Origin of the sequence: Arthrobacter sp. zg-Y820, assembly GCF_030142155.1 — a bacterium.
In the GTDB taxonomy this organism is placed as follows: Bacteria; Actinomycetota; Actinomycetes; order Actinomycetales; family Micrococcaceae; genus Arthrobacter_B.
This window is the reverse complement of the sequence record NZ_CP126247.1, coordinates 3,329,689-3,348,161: the sequence shown is the minus strand read 5'-3', so window position 1 is coordinate 3,348,161 and position 18,473 is coordinate 3,329,689. Positions and strand designations below refer to the sequence as shown.

At 67.9% G+C, this 18,473-nt stretch carries 16 protein-coding genes and 1 tRNA gene; 6 read left to right on the top strand and 11 right to left on the bottom strand.

Annotation, left to right across the window (positions count from 1 at the left end):
• Positions 1 to 214: 214 nt before the first annotated feature.
• Positions 215 to 451 carry a DUF3073 domain-containing protein gene (locus tag QNO08_RS15255; RefSeq protein ID WP_104102792.1) on the top strand — a complete coding sequence of 79 codons (237 nt, stop codon included), beginning with the start codon at positions 215 to 217 and terminating at the stop codon, positions 449 to 451.
• Positions 452 to 620: 169 nt separating this feature from the next.
• Here the strand turns inward: QNO08_RS15255 and purM are convergent, their stop codons facing one another.
• The 6 genes from purM to QNO08_RS15225 all read right to left on the bottom strand — a co-directional run bounded on the left by purM (position 621) and on the right by QNO08_RS15225 (position 6,976).
• The gene (purM, locus tag QNO08_RS15250; protein ID WP_229966136.1) at positions 621 to 1,736 is read right to left on the bottom strand and encodes a phosphoribosylformylglycinamidine cyclo-ligase; all 1,116 of its coding nucleotides are present in this window, start codon (positions 1,734 to 1,736) and stop codon (positions 621 to 623) included.
• On the bottom strand, positions 1,733 to 3,301 hold the full coding sequence (gene purF / locus QNO08_RS15245) for an amidophosphoribosyltransferase (protein WP_229966135.1): 1,569 nt from the start codon (positions 3,299 to 3,301) through the stop codon (positions 1,733 to 1,735). Before purF ends, purM begins: the two co-directional genes overlap by 4 nt.
• Positions 3,302 to 3,370: 69 nt before the next feature.
• Positions 3,371 to 3,667, bottom strand: a complete 297-nt coding sequence (locus tag QNO08_RS15240; RefSeq protein ID WP_229966134.1) for a hypothetical protein — start codon at positions 3,665 to 3,667, stop codon at positions 3,371 to 3,373.
• 25 nt (positions 3,668 to 3,692) lie between these two features.
• The gene (locus tag QNO08_RS15235) at positions 3,693 to 4,073 is read right to left on the bottom strand and encodes a sterol carrier family protein (RefSeq protein WP_229966133.1); all 381 of its coding nucleotides are present in this window, start codon (positions 4,071 to 4,073) and stop codon (positions 3,693 to 3,695) included.
• 32 nt (positions 4,074 to 4,105) lie between these two features.
• Positions 4,106 to 5,113: an asparaginase gene (locus QNO08_RS15230; protein WP_229966132.1), complete on the bottom strand. Its 1,008-nt coding sequence runs from the start codon at positions 5,111 to 5,113 to the stop codon at positions 4,106 to 4,108.
• A 96-nt stretch (positions 5,114 to 5,209) separates the two neighbouring features.
• Complete coding sequence (locus QNO08_RS15225) at positions 5,210 to 6,976, bottom strand: molybdopterin-dependent oxidoreductase (protein ID WP_229966131.1); 1,767 nt, start codon at positions 6,974 to 6,976, stop codon at positions 5,210 to 5,212.
• Positions 6,977 to 7,077: 101 nt separating this feature from the next.
• Here QNO08_RS15225 and purD point away from each other — a divergent pair, with 101 nt between their 5' ends.
• The gene (gene purD, locus QNO08_RS15220) at positions 7,078 to 8,463 is read left to right on the top strand and encodes a phosphoribosylamine--glycine ligase (protein WP_229966130.1); all 1,386 of its coding nucleotides are present in this window, start codon (positions 7,078 to 7,080) and stop codon (positions 8,461 to 8,463) included.
• On the top strand, positions 8,460 to 9,353 hold the full coding sequence (locus tag QNO08_RS15215) for a phosphoribosylaminoimidazolesuccinocarboxamide synthase (protein ID WP_229966129.1): 894 nt from the start codon (positions 8,460 to 8,462) through the stop codon (positions 9,351 to 9,353). The genes purD and QNO08_RS15215 overlap by 4 nt, the downstream gene beginning before the upstream one ends.
• Positions 9,354 to 9,472: 119 nt before the next feature.
• Here the strand turns inward: QNO08_RS15215 and QNO08_RS15210 are convergent.
• The 5 genes from QNO08_RS15210 to QNO08_RS15190 all read right to left on the bottom strand — a co-directional run bounded on the left by QNO08_RS15210 (position 9,473) and on the right by QNO08_RS15190 (position 16,875).
• Positions 9,473 to 9,549 (bottom strand) — tRNA-Pro (locus QNO08_RS15210).
• Positions 9,550 to 9,655: 106 nt separating this feature from the next.
• The gene (locus QNO08_RS15205; RefSeq protein WP_229966128.1) at positions 9,656 to 11,509 is read right to left on the bottom strand and encodes an ABC transporter ATP-binding protein; all 1,854 of its coding nucleotides are present in this window, start codon (positions 11,507 to 11,509) and stop codon (positions 9,656 to 9,658) included.
• Positions 11,506 to 13,377: an ABC transporter ATP-binding protein gene (locus QNO08_RS15200; protein ID WP_229966127.1), complete on the bottom strand. Its 1,872-nt coding sequence runs from the start codon at positions 13,375 to 13,377 to the stop codon at positions 11,506 to 11,508. Before QNO08_RS15200 ends, QNO08_RS15205 begins: the two co-directional genes overlap by 4 nt.
• 223 nt (positions 13,378 to 13,600) lie before the next feature.
• Positions 13,601 to 14,533, bottom strand: coding sequence for a metallophosphoesterase (locus QNO08_RS15195; RefSeq protein ID WP_229966126.1), 933 nt, complete (start codon positions 14,531 to 14,533; stop codon positions 13,601 to 13,603).
• Between the two features lie 2 nt (positions 14,534 to 14,535).
• Positions 14,536 to 16,875: a transglycosylase domain-containing protein gene (locus QNO08_RS15190; protein ID WP_229966125.1), complete on the bottom strand. Its 2,340-nt coding sequence runs from the start codon at positions 16,873 to 16,875 to the stop codon at positions 14,536 to 14,538.
• Between the two features lie 37 nt (positions 16,876 to 16,912).
• On the opposite strand from QNO08_RS15190, the gene sp36 reads away from it, so the two are divergent.
• The 3 genes from sp36 to QNO08_RS15175 are packed head-to-tail and all read left to right on the top strand — an operon-like array spanning position 16,913 to position 18,457.
• On the top strand, positions 16,913 to 17,068 hold the full coding sequence (gene sp36, locus QNO08_RS15185; protein ID WP_229966124.1) for a Sp36 family protein: 156 nt from the start codon (positions 16,913 to 16,915) through the stop codon (positions 17,066 to 17,068).
• Positions 17,068 to 17,550 (top strand): RidA family protein, encoded by a 483-nt coding sequence (locus QNO08_RS15180; RefSeq protein ID WP_229966123.1) that lies wholly within the window; start codon positions 17,068 to 17,070, stop codon positions 17,548 to 17,550. The genes sp36 and QNO08_RS15180 overlap by 1 nt, the downstream gene beginning before the upstream one ends.
• On the top strand, positions 17,543 to 18,457 hold the full coding sequence (locus tag QNO08_RS15175) for an NUDIX hydrolase (protein WP_229966122.1): 915 nt from the start codon (positions 17,543 to 17,545) through the stop codon (positions 18,455 to 18,457). The genes QNO08_RS15180 and QNO08_RS15175 overlap by 8 nt, the downstream gene beginning before the upstream one ends.
• Positions 18,458 to 18,473: the final 16 nt, after the last annotated feature.

Here is an 18,473-nt window from a genome sequence, read left to right as displayed (position 1 = left end):
GACTTTACCCAGTCTTGGCGGGGCGGCGCAGGAAGAGGGGGGTCAGGGCAGATGGTAAAACATGGTCACTGCCGCGCCACAAAGGGCGAGCCGGGGCACAAGGCGGCCCGAAAACATGTAACCTGTACTTACGACAAATTGACCAAATATTCCGGGGCCTCGCTCATTGCTCAGAGCGACCACCTCCGGATCGACGCAAAAAGGGGGTCACGCCATGGGGCGCGGCCGTCAAAAGGCAAAAGCAACCAAGCAGGCCCGGGAAATGAAGTACTTCACCCCGGCCACGGACTACTCGGCACTGCAGCGTGAGCTTGCGGGACCAACGAGCCGTCCATCGAGTCGATATCCCGAGGAACCGGCCGAGCCGGACTACTCGGCGTACGAAGATAAGTACGCGGATCAATTTGGCGATGATGACGACGATGAAGGTACTTCCCGCCGCACCGGCTAGAGCGGCACTTCAAAGCGTCGGCCAATTGCTATCCTTCAGCGGATCACCTCAGGGTGGATCCGCTGAAGGCCGTTAAGGCCGAAGACCGTTCGCAGAGGAACTGGAATTCAGCGGTGAGAACCGTTGGCAAAGGGTGCGCATCCGCGGATGCGCACCCTTTGCGTTCGGCTTAGTGGGCGTAGCTTCCGACCAGCCGGACCGCGCCGCCGTCGACGCCCTTGGCGCCCTGCACATAGTCAGGACCGGCCTGTGCTTCTCCGCCGTTGCCCACTGTGCCCATGACCCAGGCCGGAACTCCCCGCTCCGCCAGACGCGCGACGGCGGCGTCGGCGCCGGCCGCATCAACGATGGCCACCATGCCCACCCCGAGGTTGAGGGTCCGCTCCAGATCGGGCTGCGGCACGTTGCCCAGCTCGCCCACCAGCTGGAAGATGGGCGGCAGCTCCCAGGTGGAGCGGTCCACGGTGGCCTCGAGGCCCTTGGGCAGCACCCGTGCCAGGTTGGCGGCGAGGCCGCCTCCGGTGACGTGGCTGAAACCGTGGACTCCGGCGCTTTCCAGCCGGGCCAGGTCCAGGCAGTCGGCGGCATAGACCCGGGTGGGTTCCAGCAGTTCCTCGCCCAGGGTGCGTCCGAATTCGCTGACCTGGCGTTCGAGCTGCCAGCCGGCGTGGTTAATGACGCGGCGGACCAGCGAATAGCCGTTGGAGTGCAGCCCCGAGGAAGCCATGCCGATCACCACGTCACCGCTGCGCACCCGTTCCGGGCCCAGCAGGTTGGCGGCCTCGACCACACCGGTGGCGGCGCCGGCGACGTCGTACTCGTGTTCTCCCAGCAGCCCGGGATGCTCGGCGGTCTCGCCGCCCACGAGCGCCGTCCCGGCGACCTCGCAGGCCGCCGCAATGCCGCGGACAATGGCGGCGATGCGTTCCGGCACTACCTTGCCGCAGGCAATGTAGTCAGTCATGAACAGGGGCTCGGCGCCCACCACCACGATGTCGTCCACCACCATGCCCACCAGGTCGAAGCCGATGGTGTCATGAATGTCCATGGCCTGGGCGATGGCCACCTTGGTGCCCACGCCGTCGGTGGACGTGGCCAGCAGCGGCTTCGTGTAGGTCAGCAGCCGGGAGACGTCGTAGAGTCCGGCGAATCCGCCCACCCCGCCCAGAACAGAGGAATTGTGTGTCGCCTTGACGGCGGCCTTCATCAGTTCAACGGCTTTGTCTCCGGCTTCAACGTCCACGCCCGCTGAGGCATAGGTGATGGCGGTCTTGGACGAGCTCATACGGCATCCTTCTTGTCGGATTCAGTGAGGAGGTTCTCAAACTCGGCATCGGGACCGGGATCGCAGCCGTTGGCTCCGTCGTCGTCCGCGGGGTTGGCCGGAGTGGTGGGTTCGAGCAGGTTCTTGCCCAGCCGGTCCGCGGAGGGCAGGTCGATCGGATAAACGCCGGTAAAGCAGGCCGTGCACAGCCGTTCGCGCGGCTGCTGGGTGGCGCCGATCATGCCGTTCTCGGAGATGTAGGCCAGGGTGTCCGCCCCCACGGACGCGCAGATTTCGTCGACGGCGGCACCGTTGGCTATCAGCTCGGCCCGGGACGCGAAGTCGATGCCGTAGAAGCAGGGCCACTGGACCGGCGGGGAGGAGATCTTGACGTGCACTTCCTTCGCGCCCACCTCGCGCAGCATCCGCACGATGGCCCGCTGCGTATTGCCGCGCACGATCGAGTCATCCACGACGATTACGCGCTTGCCGCGGATGACAGACTCGAGGGCATTGAGCTTGAGCTTGATGCCCAACTGGCGCAGGGTCTGGCTGGGCTGGATGAACGTGCGCCCCACATAGGAGTTCTTGACGAAGCCGTGGGCGAAGGGAATGCCCGATTCCTCGGCATAACCGACGGCCGCGGGAGTGCCGGATTCGGGCACCGGAATCACGATGTCGGCGTCGACCGGATACTCGCGGGCCAGCTGGCGGCCCATTTCCACGCGGCTCTCGTAGACGGACCGGCCGTTGATGACGGCGTCGGGCCGGGCCAGGTAGACGTATTCGAAGACGCAGCCGGCCGGCGTGGGCTCACCGAAGCTGGTGCTGCGGATGCCGGTTTCATCGATGGCGATGAATTCGCCGGGTTTGATTTCGCGGATGAAGCTGGCGCCCACGGTGGCGAGGGCGGAGCCTTCGGAGGCCACCACCCAGCCTCGGTCCAGCCGACCCAGCACCAGCGGGCGCACGCCGTAGGTGTCGCGGGCCGCGTAGAGGGTGCCCTCATCCATGAAGACGAAGGAGAACGCGCCGCGCAGCTTGGGCAGCAGTTCCAGGGCCGTGTCTTCCAGCGAACGTCCATCCGAACCGTTGAGCAGCGCCGTGACCAGCGCGGTGTCGGAGGTGTTGCCCTGGGCGATTTCGCCGAAGCGCGGACGGCCCTCGCGTTCGATGATCATTTCGTAAAGTTCGGCGGAATTGGTCAGGTTGCCGTTGTGGGCCAGGGCCACGGTTCCGCTGGCGGTCGCACCCAGCGTGGGCTGTGCATTGGCCCACTGCGAGGCGCCCGTAGTGGAATACCGGCAGTGCCCCACCGCAATATGGCCGGTCAGGGTGTTCAGCGTGGTTTCGTCAAAAACCTGGGAGACCAGGCCCATGTCCTTGTAGACGCTGATCCGGTTGCCGTCGCTTGTGGCAATGCCTGCGGACTCCTGTCCGCGGTGCTGCAGGGCGTAGAGGCCGTAATAGGCCAGCTTTGCAACTTCTTCGCCGGGGGCCCAGACACCGAAAACCCCGCAGGCGTCCTGCGGACCTTTCTCGCCGGGCATGAGATCGTGGGAAAGCTTTCCGTCACCGCGTGCCATGAGATCAGTCTCTCACGCCGGGGTCCTCACCGGACTTTGAAGCGGAACCATTACGGCCCGCCCGGCGCCCTACTCTTCGTCGCGGGTGTCCGCTTCGACGACGGCGCTGCGGGCCTTGCGCACGCTGATCCAGTCCAGGAGCAGGGCAACGAGCGCCCCGAGGCCGACGCCGGGGATGGCGAACATGATGGTGAAGAAACCCAGGGTGGCCCCGCGCGTATAGGTGGCGTCGGCCGGTCCGGTGTAGGCGACCACCAGTGCTGCAATGAACCCGGCAATCACGCCCAGCGCCAGGAACGGGACGAAGCGGGGAGCGCGGCGGACGGTAATCTCACGGCGTTCAGGGCTGTGCTGCTCGGAATTCATATGGAAATTCTACCGGCAGTAGAGATTATTGCCCCGCACGGAACAACGGAAGCCACTCGGACAGGTCGGCCCGCAGCCCGGAAGCCGCCACTTTCCCGGCACCGACGGCGTCGCTCCAGGACTGTTGCCCGGTGATGAGCGCCAGCCACGTGGCGCCGTCGGTTTCGATCACATTCGGCGGGGTGCCGCGGGTGTGCCGGGGGCCGGCCACGCACTGGGTGACCCCGAACGGCGGCACCCGGACCTCCACGCTGTTGCCCGGGGCCCGCTCGGCAAGTTCTTCCAGCGCATAGCGCACCGCCGTGGCCACGGTCTTCCGGTCGGGCGGTGAACCTGCCGCCGTCGACGCCAGGGCAGCGCGCAGTGCCGCCGCGCCGTCGGCCGCAGGAATGCGCCGTCGTGCCATTCGGGAACTCCTTCCGCTGCCGGGTATCCGGCTCAGGAATCCAGCAGGGCCGTCACGGGCGCCCCGAGCCGGATGCTGCCGACGGGCTCGCCCCCGCCCAGAACCGGGCGGACGATCTTGTCGAGCACCGCGCTGATCTTGCCGGCGTCGACGGCGCCGCTGGCCGCGAGCAGGGTCAGGCCCACCAGGGACGCCGCGCGGGTGTCGCCGTCGAGCATTTTCAGCGCCACTGAAACTCCGGTGTCGGTGCCCAGGACCAGCACGCCCTCGGCGCCGTTCTTGCAGATGATGCCCAGGTCTTCCATCACCACTGTGTTTTCCCGGCCGTGGCCGTGAACCGCCCAAGGATAGTCGAGCATGGCGGTGGCCACTGTGGCGGCACGGGCGTCACCGTGCTTGCTGGAGGGGGCTTTGGCCAGGCGGCCGATGCCGCGTGCCAGGCCGGTGAGCGAGACGGCGGCGAGCGGTGCTCCGCAGCCGTCGGTGGCCCAGTGCCGGATGGTTTCCCCGGTGAATTCCTCGAACACCTCGGCAATGCGCAGCTGCAGCGGATGCTGCGGATCCAGATAGGTGGCGTGGTCCCAGTTGTTCTCCGTGCAGGCCCAGAGGAACGCGGCGTGCTTGCCGGAGCAGTTGAAGGCCAACCGGTTCTTGCCCTTGCCCGCCCGGATCAGCTCATGCCGGGCAGCCTCGTCCTGGGGCCAGTCCTCCGGGCACTGCAGATGATCTTCGGTCACGCCCGCGGCCGCGAGCATGGTCTTCACGACGTCGGTGTGCTCCTTGGAACCGGTGTGGCTCGCGGCGGCCAGCGCCACCTGCGGCCCCCGCAGCGGCACCCCGGATTTCATGGCCGCCACGGCCTGGAAGGGCTTGAGCGTGGACCGCGGAAAGATCGGCGTGGTGACGTCGCCCAGGGCGGTGACCACGTTTCCGTCCGCCGCCATGACGACGGCGGACCCGATGTGGCGGGACTCGATGAAGCCGTTGCGTTCCACAACGGCAAGTTCAACGGCATCGGACGCAGTAAAAGTGGCAGACATGGTATTTAGTCTAAGGCGGTTGCGCGGCCCGCCGCGCAGGCGCCCCGGTTGCGGGACGGCGGATGTGGCCCGCAGCAAGGACGGAACGCCGCCGGCTTACTCCACCATGAACTGCACGGACTGCCAGCCGGAGGCCCCGTCCGGAACCGTCTCCGCGCGCCGGTCGGTCTGCACCCCGTCCTGCGGGTCCGTGGCCCGGGCCCGCACCGTGTGGTTGCCGGCTGCCAGGGCTTCGGTGCGGTAGGAGAACTGCCGCCAGGTGTCCACCGACGCCTCGGCGGCCAGGACCGCCGGCTCCCAGCCGCCGTCGTCGATCCGGACCTCCACTCCGGTGATGCCGCGCTGCTGGGACCAGGCGGTGCCGCCCACATCCACCGGTCCGGCGGGCACCCGGGCGAACGACGCAGGCACCTCCACCCGCGCCATTGTCTTGACCGGCGCCCGCTCCGCCCAGCCGCGGTCGGTCCAGTACGCGGTCTGCGCGTCGAAGCGGGTCACTTCCATGTCGATGATCCATTTGGTGGCGGAAACGAATCCGTACAGTCCGGGCACCACCATGCGCACCGGATAGCCGTGCACCGGCGGCAGCGGTTCGCCGTTCATGCCGACGGCCAGCAGTGCATCGCGCTCATCCTGCAGCACCTCCAGCGGCGTGGAGGCACTGAAGCCGTCGACGCTGGTGGACAGCACCATGTCAGCGTCGGCGGTGGGGCGGGCCCGGGCCAGCAGCTCCCGGACCGGCAGGCCCAGCCACTTGGCGGTGCCGGCGAGGTCGCCGCCGAGCGGGTTGGAGACGCAGGTCAGGGTGAGGTGGCGCTCCACCAGGTCGGATTCCAGCAGCTCGGCGAAACTGATCCGCACCTCTTCCCCCACCATCCCGTGGATCCGCAGTTCCCAAGTTTCGGCATCCACCTCGGGCACGCTCAGCGCGGTGTCGATCCGATAGAAGTCGGCGTTCGGTGTCAGCCACGGCGTCACCCCTTGCACGGGGGACTGCAGCCCGGCGGGCAGCGCGGGCGCGGCATCGGCGGCGGCGGGCAGCTTCAGGGCGGCCCGGAACCCGGCGGTGGTGTTGCGGGCGGCGGCAATGGCACGGCCACCGGTGGCGGCCGCGGCCGCCAGCACTGCGGTGAGTCCTGCGGCGGCAAAGAACCCGCGCCGGGACGGTCCATCCGAACGGGGTCCAGCCACACGCCGGCTGTCCGCACGCCGTCTGTCCGCACGCCGTCCTGCGGACGGGGCGGGGGACGGGCCGCCGACGAGGGCCCCGGCACCGCCGTCGTTCCCGCCGTCCCCCGCTGAGACCGGGACGGCAGACGCTGCTGCGGGGATGCCTGCCGACCGGTCACTACTATGCGTCTGCCGCCCGCGCACCGCAACGGTCTCGGTGGCCCGGGGAGCAGGAATGCGCCGGATTAATCCGCGCAGCACGCCGATCCCCACCGCCGTGCCCAGCACAGTGGGCACTGCATCGGCGGGGGAAGCGCCGGCCCGGGTCAGCACGCATGCCACAATCACCGCTCCCATCACGACGACGGCGGCCACGCCCAGCCCCCAGCGGCGCCGGGCCAGCACCCCCACGCCGGCCGCGAGCAGCGCGATGGTTCCGGCCATGCCGGCAAAGAGGGCTGCCTTGTCGCCGGTGCCGAAGGTTTCCACCGCGAAGTTCTTCAGCCACAGGGGCGTGAAATCGATAAACGTGGACCCGAGTGCAATCAGCGGCCGGGCCCGTGCCGTGAAGAAGGCGCCGGCCAATTCGGCCGCGGCCAGCACCGTCGCCGCGGCGAGGATCCCGGCCAGCGCGGCGTACAGCAGGGCAGGAAGGGACCGGGAACGGGTGGGGAGACGTTTCGGGGAGGCCATCATGGCTCCTATTCGCAGCCGAAGGGCGCAGGTATGGGTGGCGGCGTCACACGCCGGCGGTGCTTTCGGCTGCCGGAGCCCAACCAGTACGCTGAACTACTGTGAAGGTTTTAGTTGTTGGCCCCGGCGGCCGCGAACATGCCCTTGTCCGATCCCTGTTGGCTGATCCGTATGTCCGCGAGGTCCACGCCGCCCCCGGCAATGCGGGCATCGCCGGGATGGCTGCGGTCCATGCCGTCAACGCCAGCGACCCGGCGGAGGTGACCGCGCTCGCCCGCACCCTGGGCTCCGACCTGGTGGTCATCGGCCCCGAGGCTCCGCTGGCCGCGGGTGTGGCAGATGCCCTGCGCGACGCCGGCATTCCGGTGTTTGGCCCGTCGAAGGCCGCCGCCCAGCTGGAAGCCTCCAAGGCGTTCGCGAAACAGGTGATGGCGTCAGCGAGCGTTCCCACCGCCATGGCCCGGGTGGCTGCCACGGCCGAGCAGGCCGCCGACGCGCTGGACACCTTCGGGGCGCCGTACGTCGTCAAGGACGACGGACTGGCCGCCGGCAAGGGAGTGGTGGTCACCTCCGACCGGGGTGCTGCGCTGGCCCACGCGCAGGCCTGCTTCGACGCCGGCGGCACCGTGGTGATCGAGGAATTCCTGGACGGCCCCGAGGTGTCCCTCTTTGTCCTCTCCGACGGCCGGACCGTGGTTCCGCTGGCGCCGGCGCAGGACTTCAAACGCATTTACGACGGCGACGAAGGCCCCAACACCGGCGGCATGGGGGCCTACTCGCCGCTGGACTGGGTCCCGGCCGACCTGGTGGACGACGTCATCCGCCGGGTGGCGCAACCCACCATCGACGAGATGGCCGCCCGCGGCACGCCGTTTGTCGGTGTCCTCTACTGCGGGCTGGCGCTGACCTCACGCGGCATGCGCGTCATTGAGTTCAACGCCCGCTTCGGCGACCCGGAAACCCAGGCGGTGCTGGCCCGGCTGAAGACTCCGCTGGGCGGCCTGCTGCTGGCCGCGGCCAAGGGGGAGCTGGATCCCATGGAACAGCTCAAATGGGATCCCCGGACGGCGGTGGCCGTGGTGGTGGCCGCTGCCAACTATCCGGAGGCGCCCCGCACCGGCGACAGGATCCGCGGCCTGAAAAAGGCCGAAAAGCTCGACGGTGTGCAGGTGCTGCATGCCGGAACCCGGCTCGACGGCGACAAGGTGGTCTCCGCCGGCGGGCGGGTGCTCGCCGTCGTCGGCCTGGGGCAGAACCTGCAGGACGCCCGGGACCGGGCGTACGCGGGCGTGGACACCATCCGGCTGGACGGGTCCCAGCACCGCACCGACATTGCGCTCAAGGCGCTGCGCGGAGACGTGGTCGTGCCCGCGGGATCCCGCGCCGTTCCCTGTCCCGACAGTGACACTGCGGATCGCGACGTTTCCGGCCGCGACACCGCCGCCGGGAACATGACCGCCCCCGACATTGAAGGAGACCTGGCATGAGCGCCCCCGCACTGGCCGGCTGGACGCACGCCTACTCCGGAAAGGTCCGCGACCTGTACGTGCCGGAAGACCTGTCCGCGCCGGGAGCGGGGGAGCGGGTGCTGGTGGTGGCGAGCGACCGGATCAGCGCCTTCGACCATGTATTGACCTCGGAGATTCCGGACAAGGGCCGGATCCTGACCCAGCTGAGCCTGTGGTGGTTTGAGCAGCTTCGCGTGCCCAACCACGTGATCTCCGCTGACGAGGGCGTGCCCGCCGAGGTGGCGGGCCGGGCCATGATCTGCAAAAAACTGGACATGTATCCGGTGGAGTGCATTGCCCGCGGCTACCTCACCGGCACCGGCCTGGCCGAATACCGGCGCTCGCAGACGGTGTGCGAGGTGCCGCTGCCGGCCGGGCTGGTGGACGGATCCCGGCTGGAGCCGGCCGTCTTCACGCCCTCGGCCAAGGCCGAACTGGGCGAGCATGACGAGAACATCAGCTACGACGCGGTGGTGGCGACCGTCGGCGCCGAGACGGCGGAGGCGCTGCGCTCGCTCACCCTGGAGATTTACACCGCAGCCGAGGCCATCGCCCGGGAGCGCGGGATCATCCTGGCGGACACCAAGGTGGAGTTCGGAACGGATCCAGCAACCGGCGCCGTCACGCTGGGCGATGAAGTGCTGACGCCGGATTCCTCGCGCTTCTGGGATGCTGCCCTGTATGCGCCGGGCTCCGCGCAGCCGTCCTTTGACAAGCAGTACGTCCGGGACTGGCTCACCTCGCCGGCCTCGGGCTGGGACAAGGCCTCGGACACGCCGCCGCCCGCGCTGCCGGCCGACGTCGTCGAGCGCACCCGCGCCCGCTATGTGGAGGCCTACGAGCGGCTGACCGGCAGGGTATTCGTGTAGCCCTCTGGCACCCTCCAAGCAAACAAGGCACGTCCCGCCATCCGGCGGGACGTGCCTTGTTCGTTTGGGCTTAACAAAAAAGGTCCCCTTCCGGAAAACCGGAAGGGAACCTTTCTTTATGGTCGGGGTGACAGGATTTGAACCTGCGACCTCGTCGTCCCGAACGACGCGCGCTACCAAGCTGCGCCACACCCCGTAACCACTGCCAATCAGCGGGTTTCCCCGCCGGTGAAGCAACTTTACAAGTGTAGACGATGAGGTCCGGTTCCGCGAAACCGGCCGCTTTGCGCGCCGTCGTCGTCCTACACCAGCGACTCCTGCCAGGCCGCCTGCAGCTTGGCGAACCGGCCGGTGCCGCCGGTGAGCTCGGCCGGGGTGCCGTCCTCAACCACCTCGCCGGAATGCATCACCAGCACCCGGTCGGCGATCTCCACGGTGGAGAGGCGGTGCGCGATGATCAGCGCGGTCCGGTTGCCCAGCAGGGTCTTCAGCCCGTGCTGGACCAGCCGTTCGCTGGGGATGTCCAGCGAGGAGGTGGCCTCGTCCAGGATCAGCACCGCCGGATCGGCCAGGAACGCCCGGGCGAAGCTGATCAGCTGCCGCTGGCCGGCGGACACCCGGCCGCCGCGCTTGTTCACGTCGGTGTCGTAACCCTCGGGCAGCGCCTCGATGAACTCGTGCGCGCCCACCGCCTGCGCCGAGGCGATGATTTCTTCGCGGGTGGCTTCCGGCTTGCCCAGGGCGATGTTGTCGGCCACCGAGCCGCTGAACAGGAACGCCTCCTGGGTGACCATGACGACGGCGCGGCGCAGGTCCCGCTGCGTGAGCTCGCGCAGGTCCACGCCGTCCAGCAGCACCGAACCCTGAGACGGGTCGTAAAAGCGGGCGATCAGCTTGGCCAGCGTGGACTTCCCGGCGCCGGTCTGCCCCACCAGGGCCACCGTCTGCCCGGCGGGAATGTGCAGGTCCATCCGCGGCAGGATCACCGGGCCGTCGCCGTAGCGGAACTCCACGCCGTCGAACCGGATGTCGCCGGCGGCGTGCGCCAGCTCCACCGGATGCTTCGGCGGGCGGACGGTGGGGATTTCCTCCAGCAGCCCGGAGACCTTTTCCAGCGCTGCCGAGGCGGACTGGAAGGAGTTGTAGAACATGGCCATCTGGTCCACCGGCTGGAAGAACCGCTTGGAGTACAGCAGCAGGGCCAGCAGGGCGCCGACCTCGAGGCCGCCGTCGAGCACCCGGAAGCCGCCCGCCAGCAGCACCACGGCCACCGTGGCGTTGCCGATCAGCACCAGCCCGGGCTGGAAGATGCCGTTGAGGTTGATGGAGCGGACGGTGGCGACGCGGTAGTCCTCGGCCAGGCCGTCATACTTCCCGGCGTTGACCTGTTCGCGGCGGAAGGCCTTGACCGCCCGGATGCCGGTCATGGTCTCGATGAAGTGCACGATCAGTTTCGCGGAGGTCACCCGGGAGGCGCGGTAGGCCAGCTGGGAGCGCTTCTGGTACCAGCGGGTCAGCAGGAACATGGGAACAAACGCGGCCAGCAGCAGCAGGCCGGTGCGCCAATCGAGCAGGAAGATGCTGACGGCGGTGAAGAGCATGTACATGGCGCCCGACGCCAGGGAGCTGATGCCCGAATCGAGCAGTTCGCGCAGCGCCTCCAGGTCCGAGGTCTGCCGGGAAATGATCCGCCCGGAGGTGTACTTTTCATGGAATTCAAGGCTCAGGCGCTGGGTGTGCCGGAAGACCCGCAGCCGCAGGTCCAGCAGCATGGCCTGGCTCAGCAGGGCGGTGGCGCGGACGTAGCCGGCGGTCAGCCCCGCCGCCAGCAGCGCCGCCACCAGGTACGCGACGCCGGAGAGGACCAGCGGCAGGCTGTTGCCCGCCTGCAGGTCCGGCAGGGCGTGGTCGATGCCGTAGGCGATGATGGCGGGTCCGGCCACGCGGGCGGCCTGGGAGAAGACCACCAGCAGCACCGTGCCGATGAACCGGGCGCGGTTGGGCCGGATCAGGGACCCGAGCAGGGCCAGGGAACGGCGGCGGACCGCCTGGTTCTCCTCCTTGCCCAGGTGGACGGCGTCCTCGCCGGCGGTGCCCAGCCGGGCGCCGGCGTCGTAGTCCGGGTCCGTTCCCTTGGCGCTCTTGCCGGTCTTCATCGGACCGTCTCCTCGTCCTCGAGGGGCTGGACGACGGCGGAGCCGCCCGCCCCGGTGTTGCCGGCCAGCGGAGTGTCCTCGAGGCCGCTGTCCAGGTCTTCGGGTTCCGTGGGCAGGCTGGCGATCACATACCGGTAGTGGTCGTTGCCGGCGAGCAGCTCGGCGTGGGTCCCGACGGCGCTGATCCGGCCGTCCTCCATCAGCGCCACGCGGTCCGCCAGGGACACCGTCGAGGGGCGGTGCGCGACCACCAGCGTGGTGGTGTCGGCGAGCACCTCGCGCAGCCGGCCCTCGACCAGCTCCTCGGTGCGCACATCCAGCGCCGAGAGCGGATCGTCCATGATCAGCACCTTCGGCCGGGCGGCGATGGCCCGGGCCAGGGCGACCCGCTGGCGCTGGCCGCCGGACAGGCTCAGCCCCTCCTCGCCGATCAGCGTGTCGGTGCCCTGTGGCAGCGAATACACGAACTCGGCCTGCGCCACGTCCAGTGCAGAGGCAAGCAGCCGGTCCGCTTCGGCGGAGCTGGTCGGTTCCGCGCCGAGCAGCACATTGTCGCGGACCGAACTGGAGAACAGCGTGGTGTCTTCGAACGCCACGGCCACGATGGTGCGCAGCTCCTTCAGATCCAGCTGCCGCAGATCGGTGCCGTCAATGCGGATCGAGCCGGCGGTGACGTCGAAGAGCCGGGGAACGAGCTGCAGCAGCGTGGATTTTCCGCAGCCGGTGATCCCCACCAGCGCCATGGTTTCGCCGGGCCGCAGGCACAGGTCGACGCCGTTGATCAGGTTGCGGGTGCCGTCCTTGGCATCCGGATAGGCGAAGTGCACGTCGTCGAACACCAGCTCTCCGCGCACGTCGCGCAGATGCACCGGGTTCTCCGGGCTGGTGATGGAGCGCCGGGCGTCCATCACCTCGTAGTGCCGGTCGATGGCCGTCTTGGCGGTGAGCGTCATGGACAGCAGCGGGCCAATGGCCTCCACCGGACCGGCCACGACGGCGGCGGTGGCGAAGAACGCGACCAGCGCGCCGATGCTGAGCGTGCCGTCCGCCACCGCCATGACGCCGACCACGAGGGCGACGGCGAGGGCGGTTTCCGGCAGCAGCGTCACCACCAGGGAGAACTTGGCCAGCGAATTGGCCTTGTACACCTCGGTCTGGCGCAGCTCCTGGGCCTGTTCCTCGAAGGAATCGAGGGCTTCCCGGCTGCGGCCAAAGGCCTTCAGGACACGGATGCCGTGGACGGATTCCTCCACCGTGGTGGCCAGGTCGCCGGTCTGGTCCTGGCTCTGGCGGGACACCTGCCGGTAGAACCGGTTGAAGCGAAACCCGTAAATGACGATCGGCACGGCCGCGGTTATGAAGATCAGGGCCAGCGGCCAGCTGGTGAACAGCATGACGGTAAAACCGATCACCACCGTCAGCGCAGTGACCACGAGCATGATGGCCCCGAACGCCATCCAGCGGCGGATCAGGTTCAAATCGCTCATCGCGCGCGAGAGGAGCTGGCCGCTGCCCCAGCGGTCGTGGAACTCCACGGACAGATCCTGCAGATGCCGGTAGAACGAGGTGCGCATTCCGGTTTCCACAGTGGTGGCCGGTGCTATGACGAACTGGCGGCGCAGCGCGATGAATCCGGCTTCGAGCACGCCAAGGCCCAGAACGACGGCGGCTGCGCCCCACACGGCCGAGGTGGAACCGCCGGGGCTAAGGGAGGTGTTGATCAGGACCCGGAAAACCTGCGGAATGGCCAGGGCCATGAGGCTGGCGCCGAGCGCGCAGAACAATCCGAGGATCAGGCGCGGAAGAATGGGCCGCAAATGCGGGTACAGCCGTCCAAGGGAAAACCACAATGATGTTTGCGCAGGCATGAAACCTCTTTGTGCGGGTGGAGGGTGCTGCGAAAAGCAGATCGGCCCTTGTCGGCTCAATCCTAAGCCTGACCCCGGGACGGATTCGACGGCGGGTCGGAGTTTGGCTCCGGCCGCTGCTGATTGTCCCTGCCCGCCCGCCCTCTCCGCGAGATGGCACAAAGTGCGTCTCTGAGCGCTGAGACGTGCACTTACTGCCATCTCGCGGGGGTTGGGGTGGGGGCTACGCCCGCGGAGTCAGGGTCAGCAGGACGGCTTCGGGGCGGCAGGCAAACCGGACCGGCGCGAAGCGGGATGTTCCGATTCCGGCGGAGACGTTCATCGGCACCTTGCGGCCGTTGTGCTCCCACATGGACACGCCCTTGGCCCGCCAGGTGGGCAGGTCGCAGTTGCTGACCAGGGCGCCGTAGAACGGCACGCACACCTGGCCGCCGTGGGTGTGGCCGGCCAGGATCAGCTCGGCTCCGCCGTCGGTAAAGTAGTTCAGCACCCGCTGGTAGGGCGCGTGGGCAACTCCGACCCGGAGCGCGGGAGTTCCCTCGGCCGCGGGCTCGGGGAAACCGGAGTAGACGTCACGGTCCAGATGCGGATCATCCACGCCGGAGAAGTCCAGCCGGACGCCGCCCAGGACCATGGAGTCCCGGCGGTTGGTCAGCCCGGCCCAGCCGGCGTCCTCGAAGGCGCCGAAAAGTTCTCCGAACGGCAGGGCCGGCGGCTCCGAGGAGAGCTTCGAGGGGCCGGTGAAGTAGGTGAAGGGGCTCTTCAGTTTCGGACCGTAGTAGTCATTGGAGCCTGGAACGTAGACGCCGGGGAACCGCAGCAGCGGCTTGAGCGCGTCCAGCAGCGGCGGAACCGCGTCCCGGTGGCTGAGGTTATCCCCGGTGTTCACCACCAGGTCCGGTTCCAGCTCCGCCAGCGACTGCAGCCACCGGGTCTTGATGTTCTGGTTGGGCACGAAGTGGATGTCCGACAGGTGCAGCACCCGCAGGGGAGCGCTGCCCGGCGGAAGCACGGGCACCGTTTCGGTCCGGACACCGAAGAGGTTGCGTTCGATCAGCGAGGCGTAGCCCAGCGCGGCGGCGCCGGCAGCCGCCGTGCCGCCGGCAATCCACGCCGCCGAGCGCAGGGCTGTGCCCAGGGCGGAATCAGCAGCCATGGCTAGTACGTCTCAGGCTTGGCAAGCAGCTGTTCGTTGAAGAAGCTCGCACCGGAGGCATTCTTGTCGTCTTCCGACTCGTCCTCGCCGGCGGCGTTGCTGTCGGGCTGGTCCTCGCCGCCCTCGTCCTTCTTCTCCTCCGCGGGGCGGGGGGCGGGAGCGGGAGCGGGAGCGGGAGCCGGCCGGGGGGCCTGGGGCACATTGCCCATGATGCTGGCGGGCGGGGCCGTGAACGGGTTGGCCTGGTACTGGTCCGGAATGCGCTGGATGAAGTTCTTCCAGGAAGGGCCGGCGATCTTTGAACCGTCGATTTCCGGATAGACCTGGCCGCCGATCTGCTTGCCTTCCATCGAGCCACGTTCGTTGCCCCAGACGTGGTTGCCGAGCCAGGAGGCGGTGACCATGCCCGTGGTGTAGCCCATGAACCAGGTCTGCGACCGGTAGTCATTCGTACCGGTCTTGCCGGCCACCGGCTGGCCAATCTGCAGATTGTAGCCCGATCCCTTGGTCATTACCTGCTGGGTGGCAGCGTTGACGCCCTGCGCAACTTCCTTCTTCATGACCTGCGTGCACTCCGGTGCCGGAACCTCGAAGGTCCGTCCGTCCGAGGCCGTCACGGATTCCAGGGCGCGGGGCTCGCACTTGAGCCCCTCAGCGGCGAAGGTGGCAAAACCGGTGGCCATGGCCAGCGGGGACGCGTCGCCGCCACCACCGAAGGACGCCGGCGGGATGGCCTCAAGCGGTTTGTACTCGCCGTCGGCGCTCTTGCCGTTGTGGATGCCGGAGGCGAAAGCTATTTCCTGGAACTTGCACAGATCCAGCTGATTGATCTCAGCCATGGTGATCGTGTTCAGCGAGTTGGCCAGGCCGTCAATCACGGTGGTGTTCCGGTAGTTGGTGTCACCGTAGTTGATGGGCGTCCAGGCTTCGGGGATGCCGTATCGTCCGCCGGGGAGGCAGCTGGCATTCCAGCTGTGGCCGGCCGGATAGGTCCGCTTGCTGCCGTCCAGCTGGGCGTTCAGTGTCTTGCCGGCATCGAGCCAGGCAGCCACCGTGAACGGCTTGTAGGTTGAGCCCGGCTGGAAGCCACCCATGCCGCCCAGTGACTTCTCCGGATTGCCGTCCTGGTACAGGTCAACGTTGAAATTGATCACCGAGTTTCCGGCCCCGGGTTCGGGGGTGTACCGGGTGTTCTGCGCCATCGACAGGATGTTGCCGGTGCCCGGCTGCATCGAGACCATGGAATGGCCGATTTCGGCGTCGGTGGTGTCCGGATTGGCGGTCTCGTTGATCGCCGTTTGCGCGGCGCCCTGGATTTCCGGATCCAGGGTGGTGGTGATGCTCAGGCCGCCGCGGTACAGCAGCTTTTTCCGGTCCTCGGCGGTGGCGCCGAACCGCTCGTCGTTGGTGATCAGGTGCGTGACGTAGTCACAGAAGTAGGGTGCCTGCACCGCGCCGACGCAGTTGCTGGGCACCGGTGTGAGGTTCACGCCCAGATCGGTGGCGACGGCGGCGTCGTGCTCTTCCTGCGTGATCCGGCCGGTGCTGAGCATGGCGCCGATCACCAGGTTGCGCCGTTTCAGGGCAACTTCCGGGTTGCCGGTGGGGCTGTACAGGGTGGGACCGTTGACTACGCCGGCCAGCAGTGCGGCCTGCGGAATGTTCAGCTCGGAGGCGGGCACGTTAAAGAAGTATTTGGCAGCCGCCTGGACGCCGAACGTGGTGCCGCTGAACGGAACGATGTTGAAGTAGCCCTCGAGGATTTCGTCCTTGCTGAGCTGCTTTTCCACGGCAATCGCCAGCTTCATCTCCCGCAGCTTGTCGCCGTAGGTCTTCTCCAAACTGCCGCTGAGGACAACGTCCTCTTCGTTCTGGAGGTTGGAGTCGATGATGACGTTGTTTACGTACTGCTGCGTAATCGTCGAGGCGCCGCGCTTGGTGTTGGAGGTGAGGTTGGACGCCAGCGCTCCAACGATGCCCTGCATGTCCACACCGCCGTGCTCGTAAAAGCGGTCGTCCTCTATGGCAAGCATCGCGTCAATCATGTTGGGGGAGACCTCGGCCAGCTTGACCGGCTGGCGGTTCTCCTCATACAGGGTGGCGATGAGCGACCCGTCGTTTGCAAGAATCTTGGAGGGCTCAGCCAGGGTTCCGGCCTCGAGTTCCGACGGGAGATCGTCGAAGAACTGAAGGGAACCGGACGCGGCTGTACCGGCAGCTGCGGCGACGGGAACCAGGAGCCCCGCGGCCAGCACGCCTGAAAGTGCGCTGACGCCAAAGAACGCGACGATCTTGCCCAAAGTGGTCGCCGTGTCAAAAAGGGGTGATTTGCGAGCTGCCATGCGCATCAGTCTACAAGCACGCGTTAGGCTTTTGATTATGAACAAATGGGAATATTTCATCACGCCGCTTCCTCTTCACACACCGGGAGCTGTCCTTAACATGCACGGCGAAGAAGGCTGGGAACTGGTGCAAATCACCCCCGCCCCGAACGGCACCGGAGCTGTGGCCTACCTGAAGCGCGAGAAGCCGTAGTGTCTGAGCGGACGGCAGCGGTTTCGGCCGTCGAGCGGAGACTCGCGGAGCTGGGTCTGGACCTGCCCGGCGTCGCGGCTCCCGTGGCCGCCTACGTGCCCGCCGTCGTTACGGGCAACTACGTCTACACCTCAGGCCAGCTGCCGTTCGTCAACGGCGTGTTGCCGGCCGCCGGCAAGGTGGGCGCCGAGGTGTCCGCCGACGACGCCGCCGCCTACGCTGCGACGTGCGCCGTGAATGCGCTGGCCGCCATCAAGGCCCAGATCGGGGATCTGGACCGGATCAGCCGCATCGTCAAGGTGGTGGGCTACGTGGCATCCGATCCGTCATTTACCGGTCAGCCCGCCGTCATCAACGGTGCATCCGAGTTGCTGGGGAAGGTCTTCGGCGAGGCGGGCATCCACGCCCGCTCCGCCGTCGGCGTGGCAGTGCTGCCGCTGGATTCCCCGGTGGAAGTAGAAGTGATCGCTGAATTTGCCTAATTCCTCCGTACGGCTTTTCCCGGTCCCCCCGTATTTGCGGGGGGCTGCGGAAAGCTGGCTAGAGCACGGTGACCGCACACCGCGCAAGCCCCGCCTGGCCTCGTCGGTGGTGCTGGTGCGGGACGCTCCCCGCGGCACCGAAACCTACCTGACCTACCGGCGCGGCGAGTCCCCGCTGGGCAAGGTCGCTTTTCCCGGCGGCAGCATCGAAGAGGGCGACGACGCCACCGCCGCCGCCTGGTACGGCCCGGCCCCGGCGGCGTGGGCCAAGTCGCTGGGCATCGACGATCCCCGGCTGGCACGGCGCCATGTGGTGGCGGCCATCCGCGAACTGTTTGAAGAAACCGGCATCCTGCTGGCCGGTCCGGACGAGTCAACGCTGCTGGAGGCCAACCGCGGCCCGGAGTGGATGGCCGCACGCACCGCGATCGCCGCCGGAGACGCGTCCTTCCTGGAGCTGCTGTCCCGGCGCGGACTGGGCCTGCGCACCGATCTGCTCCGTCCGCTGTCCAACTGGCAGACGGCCGACTTCGCCCTTCGCCGCTTCGACACCCGCTATTTCGCCGCGGTGCAGCCTCTCGGGCAGGAGACCTCCCTGCTCGAGGGCAAGGGCGTCTGGGGCCAGTGGCGGTCCGCGGCCGCTGAAATCGCGGCCCGGGACATCCCGTCCCTCGGGGACGAAATCGGGCTGCCGGACACCGTGGGGCTGACCCTCGGGGAGCTGACCGTTCCGCAGGTGGAGTTGGTCCTGGAAAAGCTGGCCAGCGCCCGCGGCTGCATCGCCTATTTGGCCTCGCGCCGGCCCGCTGCTGTGTTCCAGCCTGAACTGGTGCAGGCGGACGGCGGCTATTGGCTGGCCGTGAAGCTCAGCGGTGTCGCTGAAGGCTCGGCGCAGCGGGGACGCTGACCCGGATTCCGCCTTG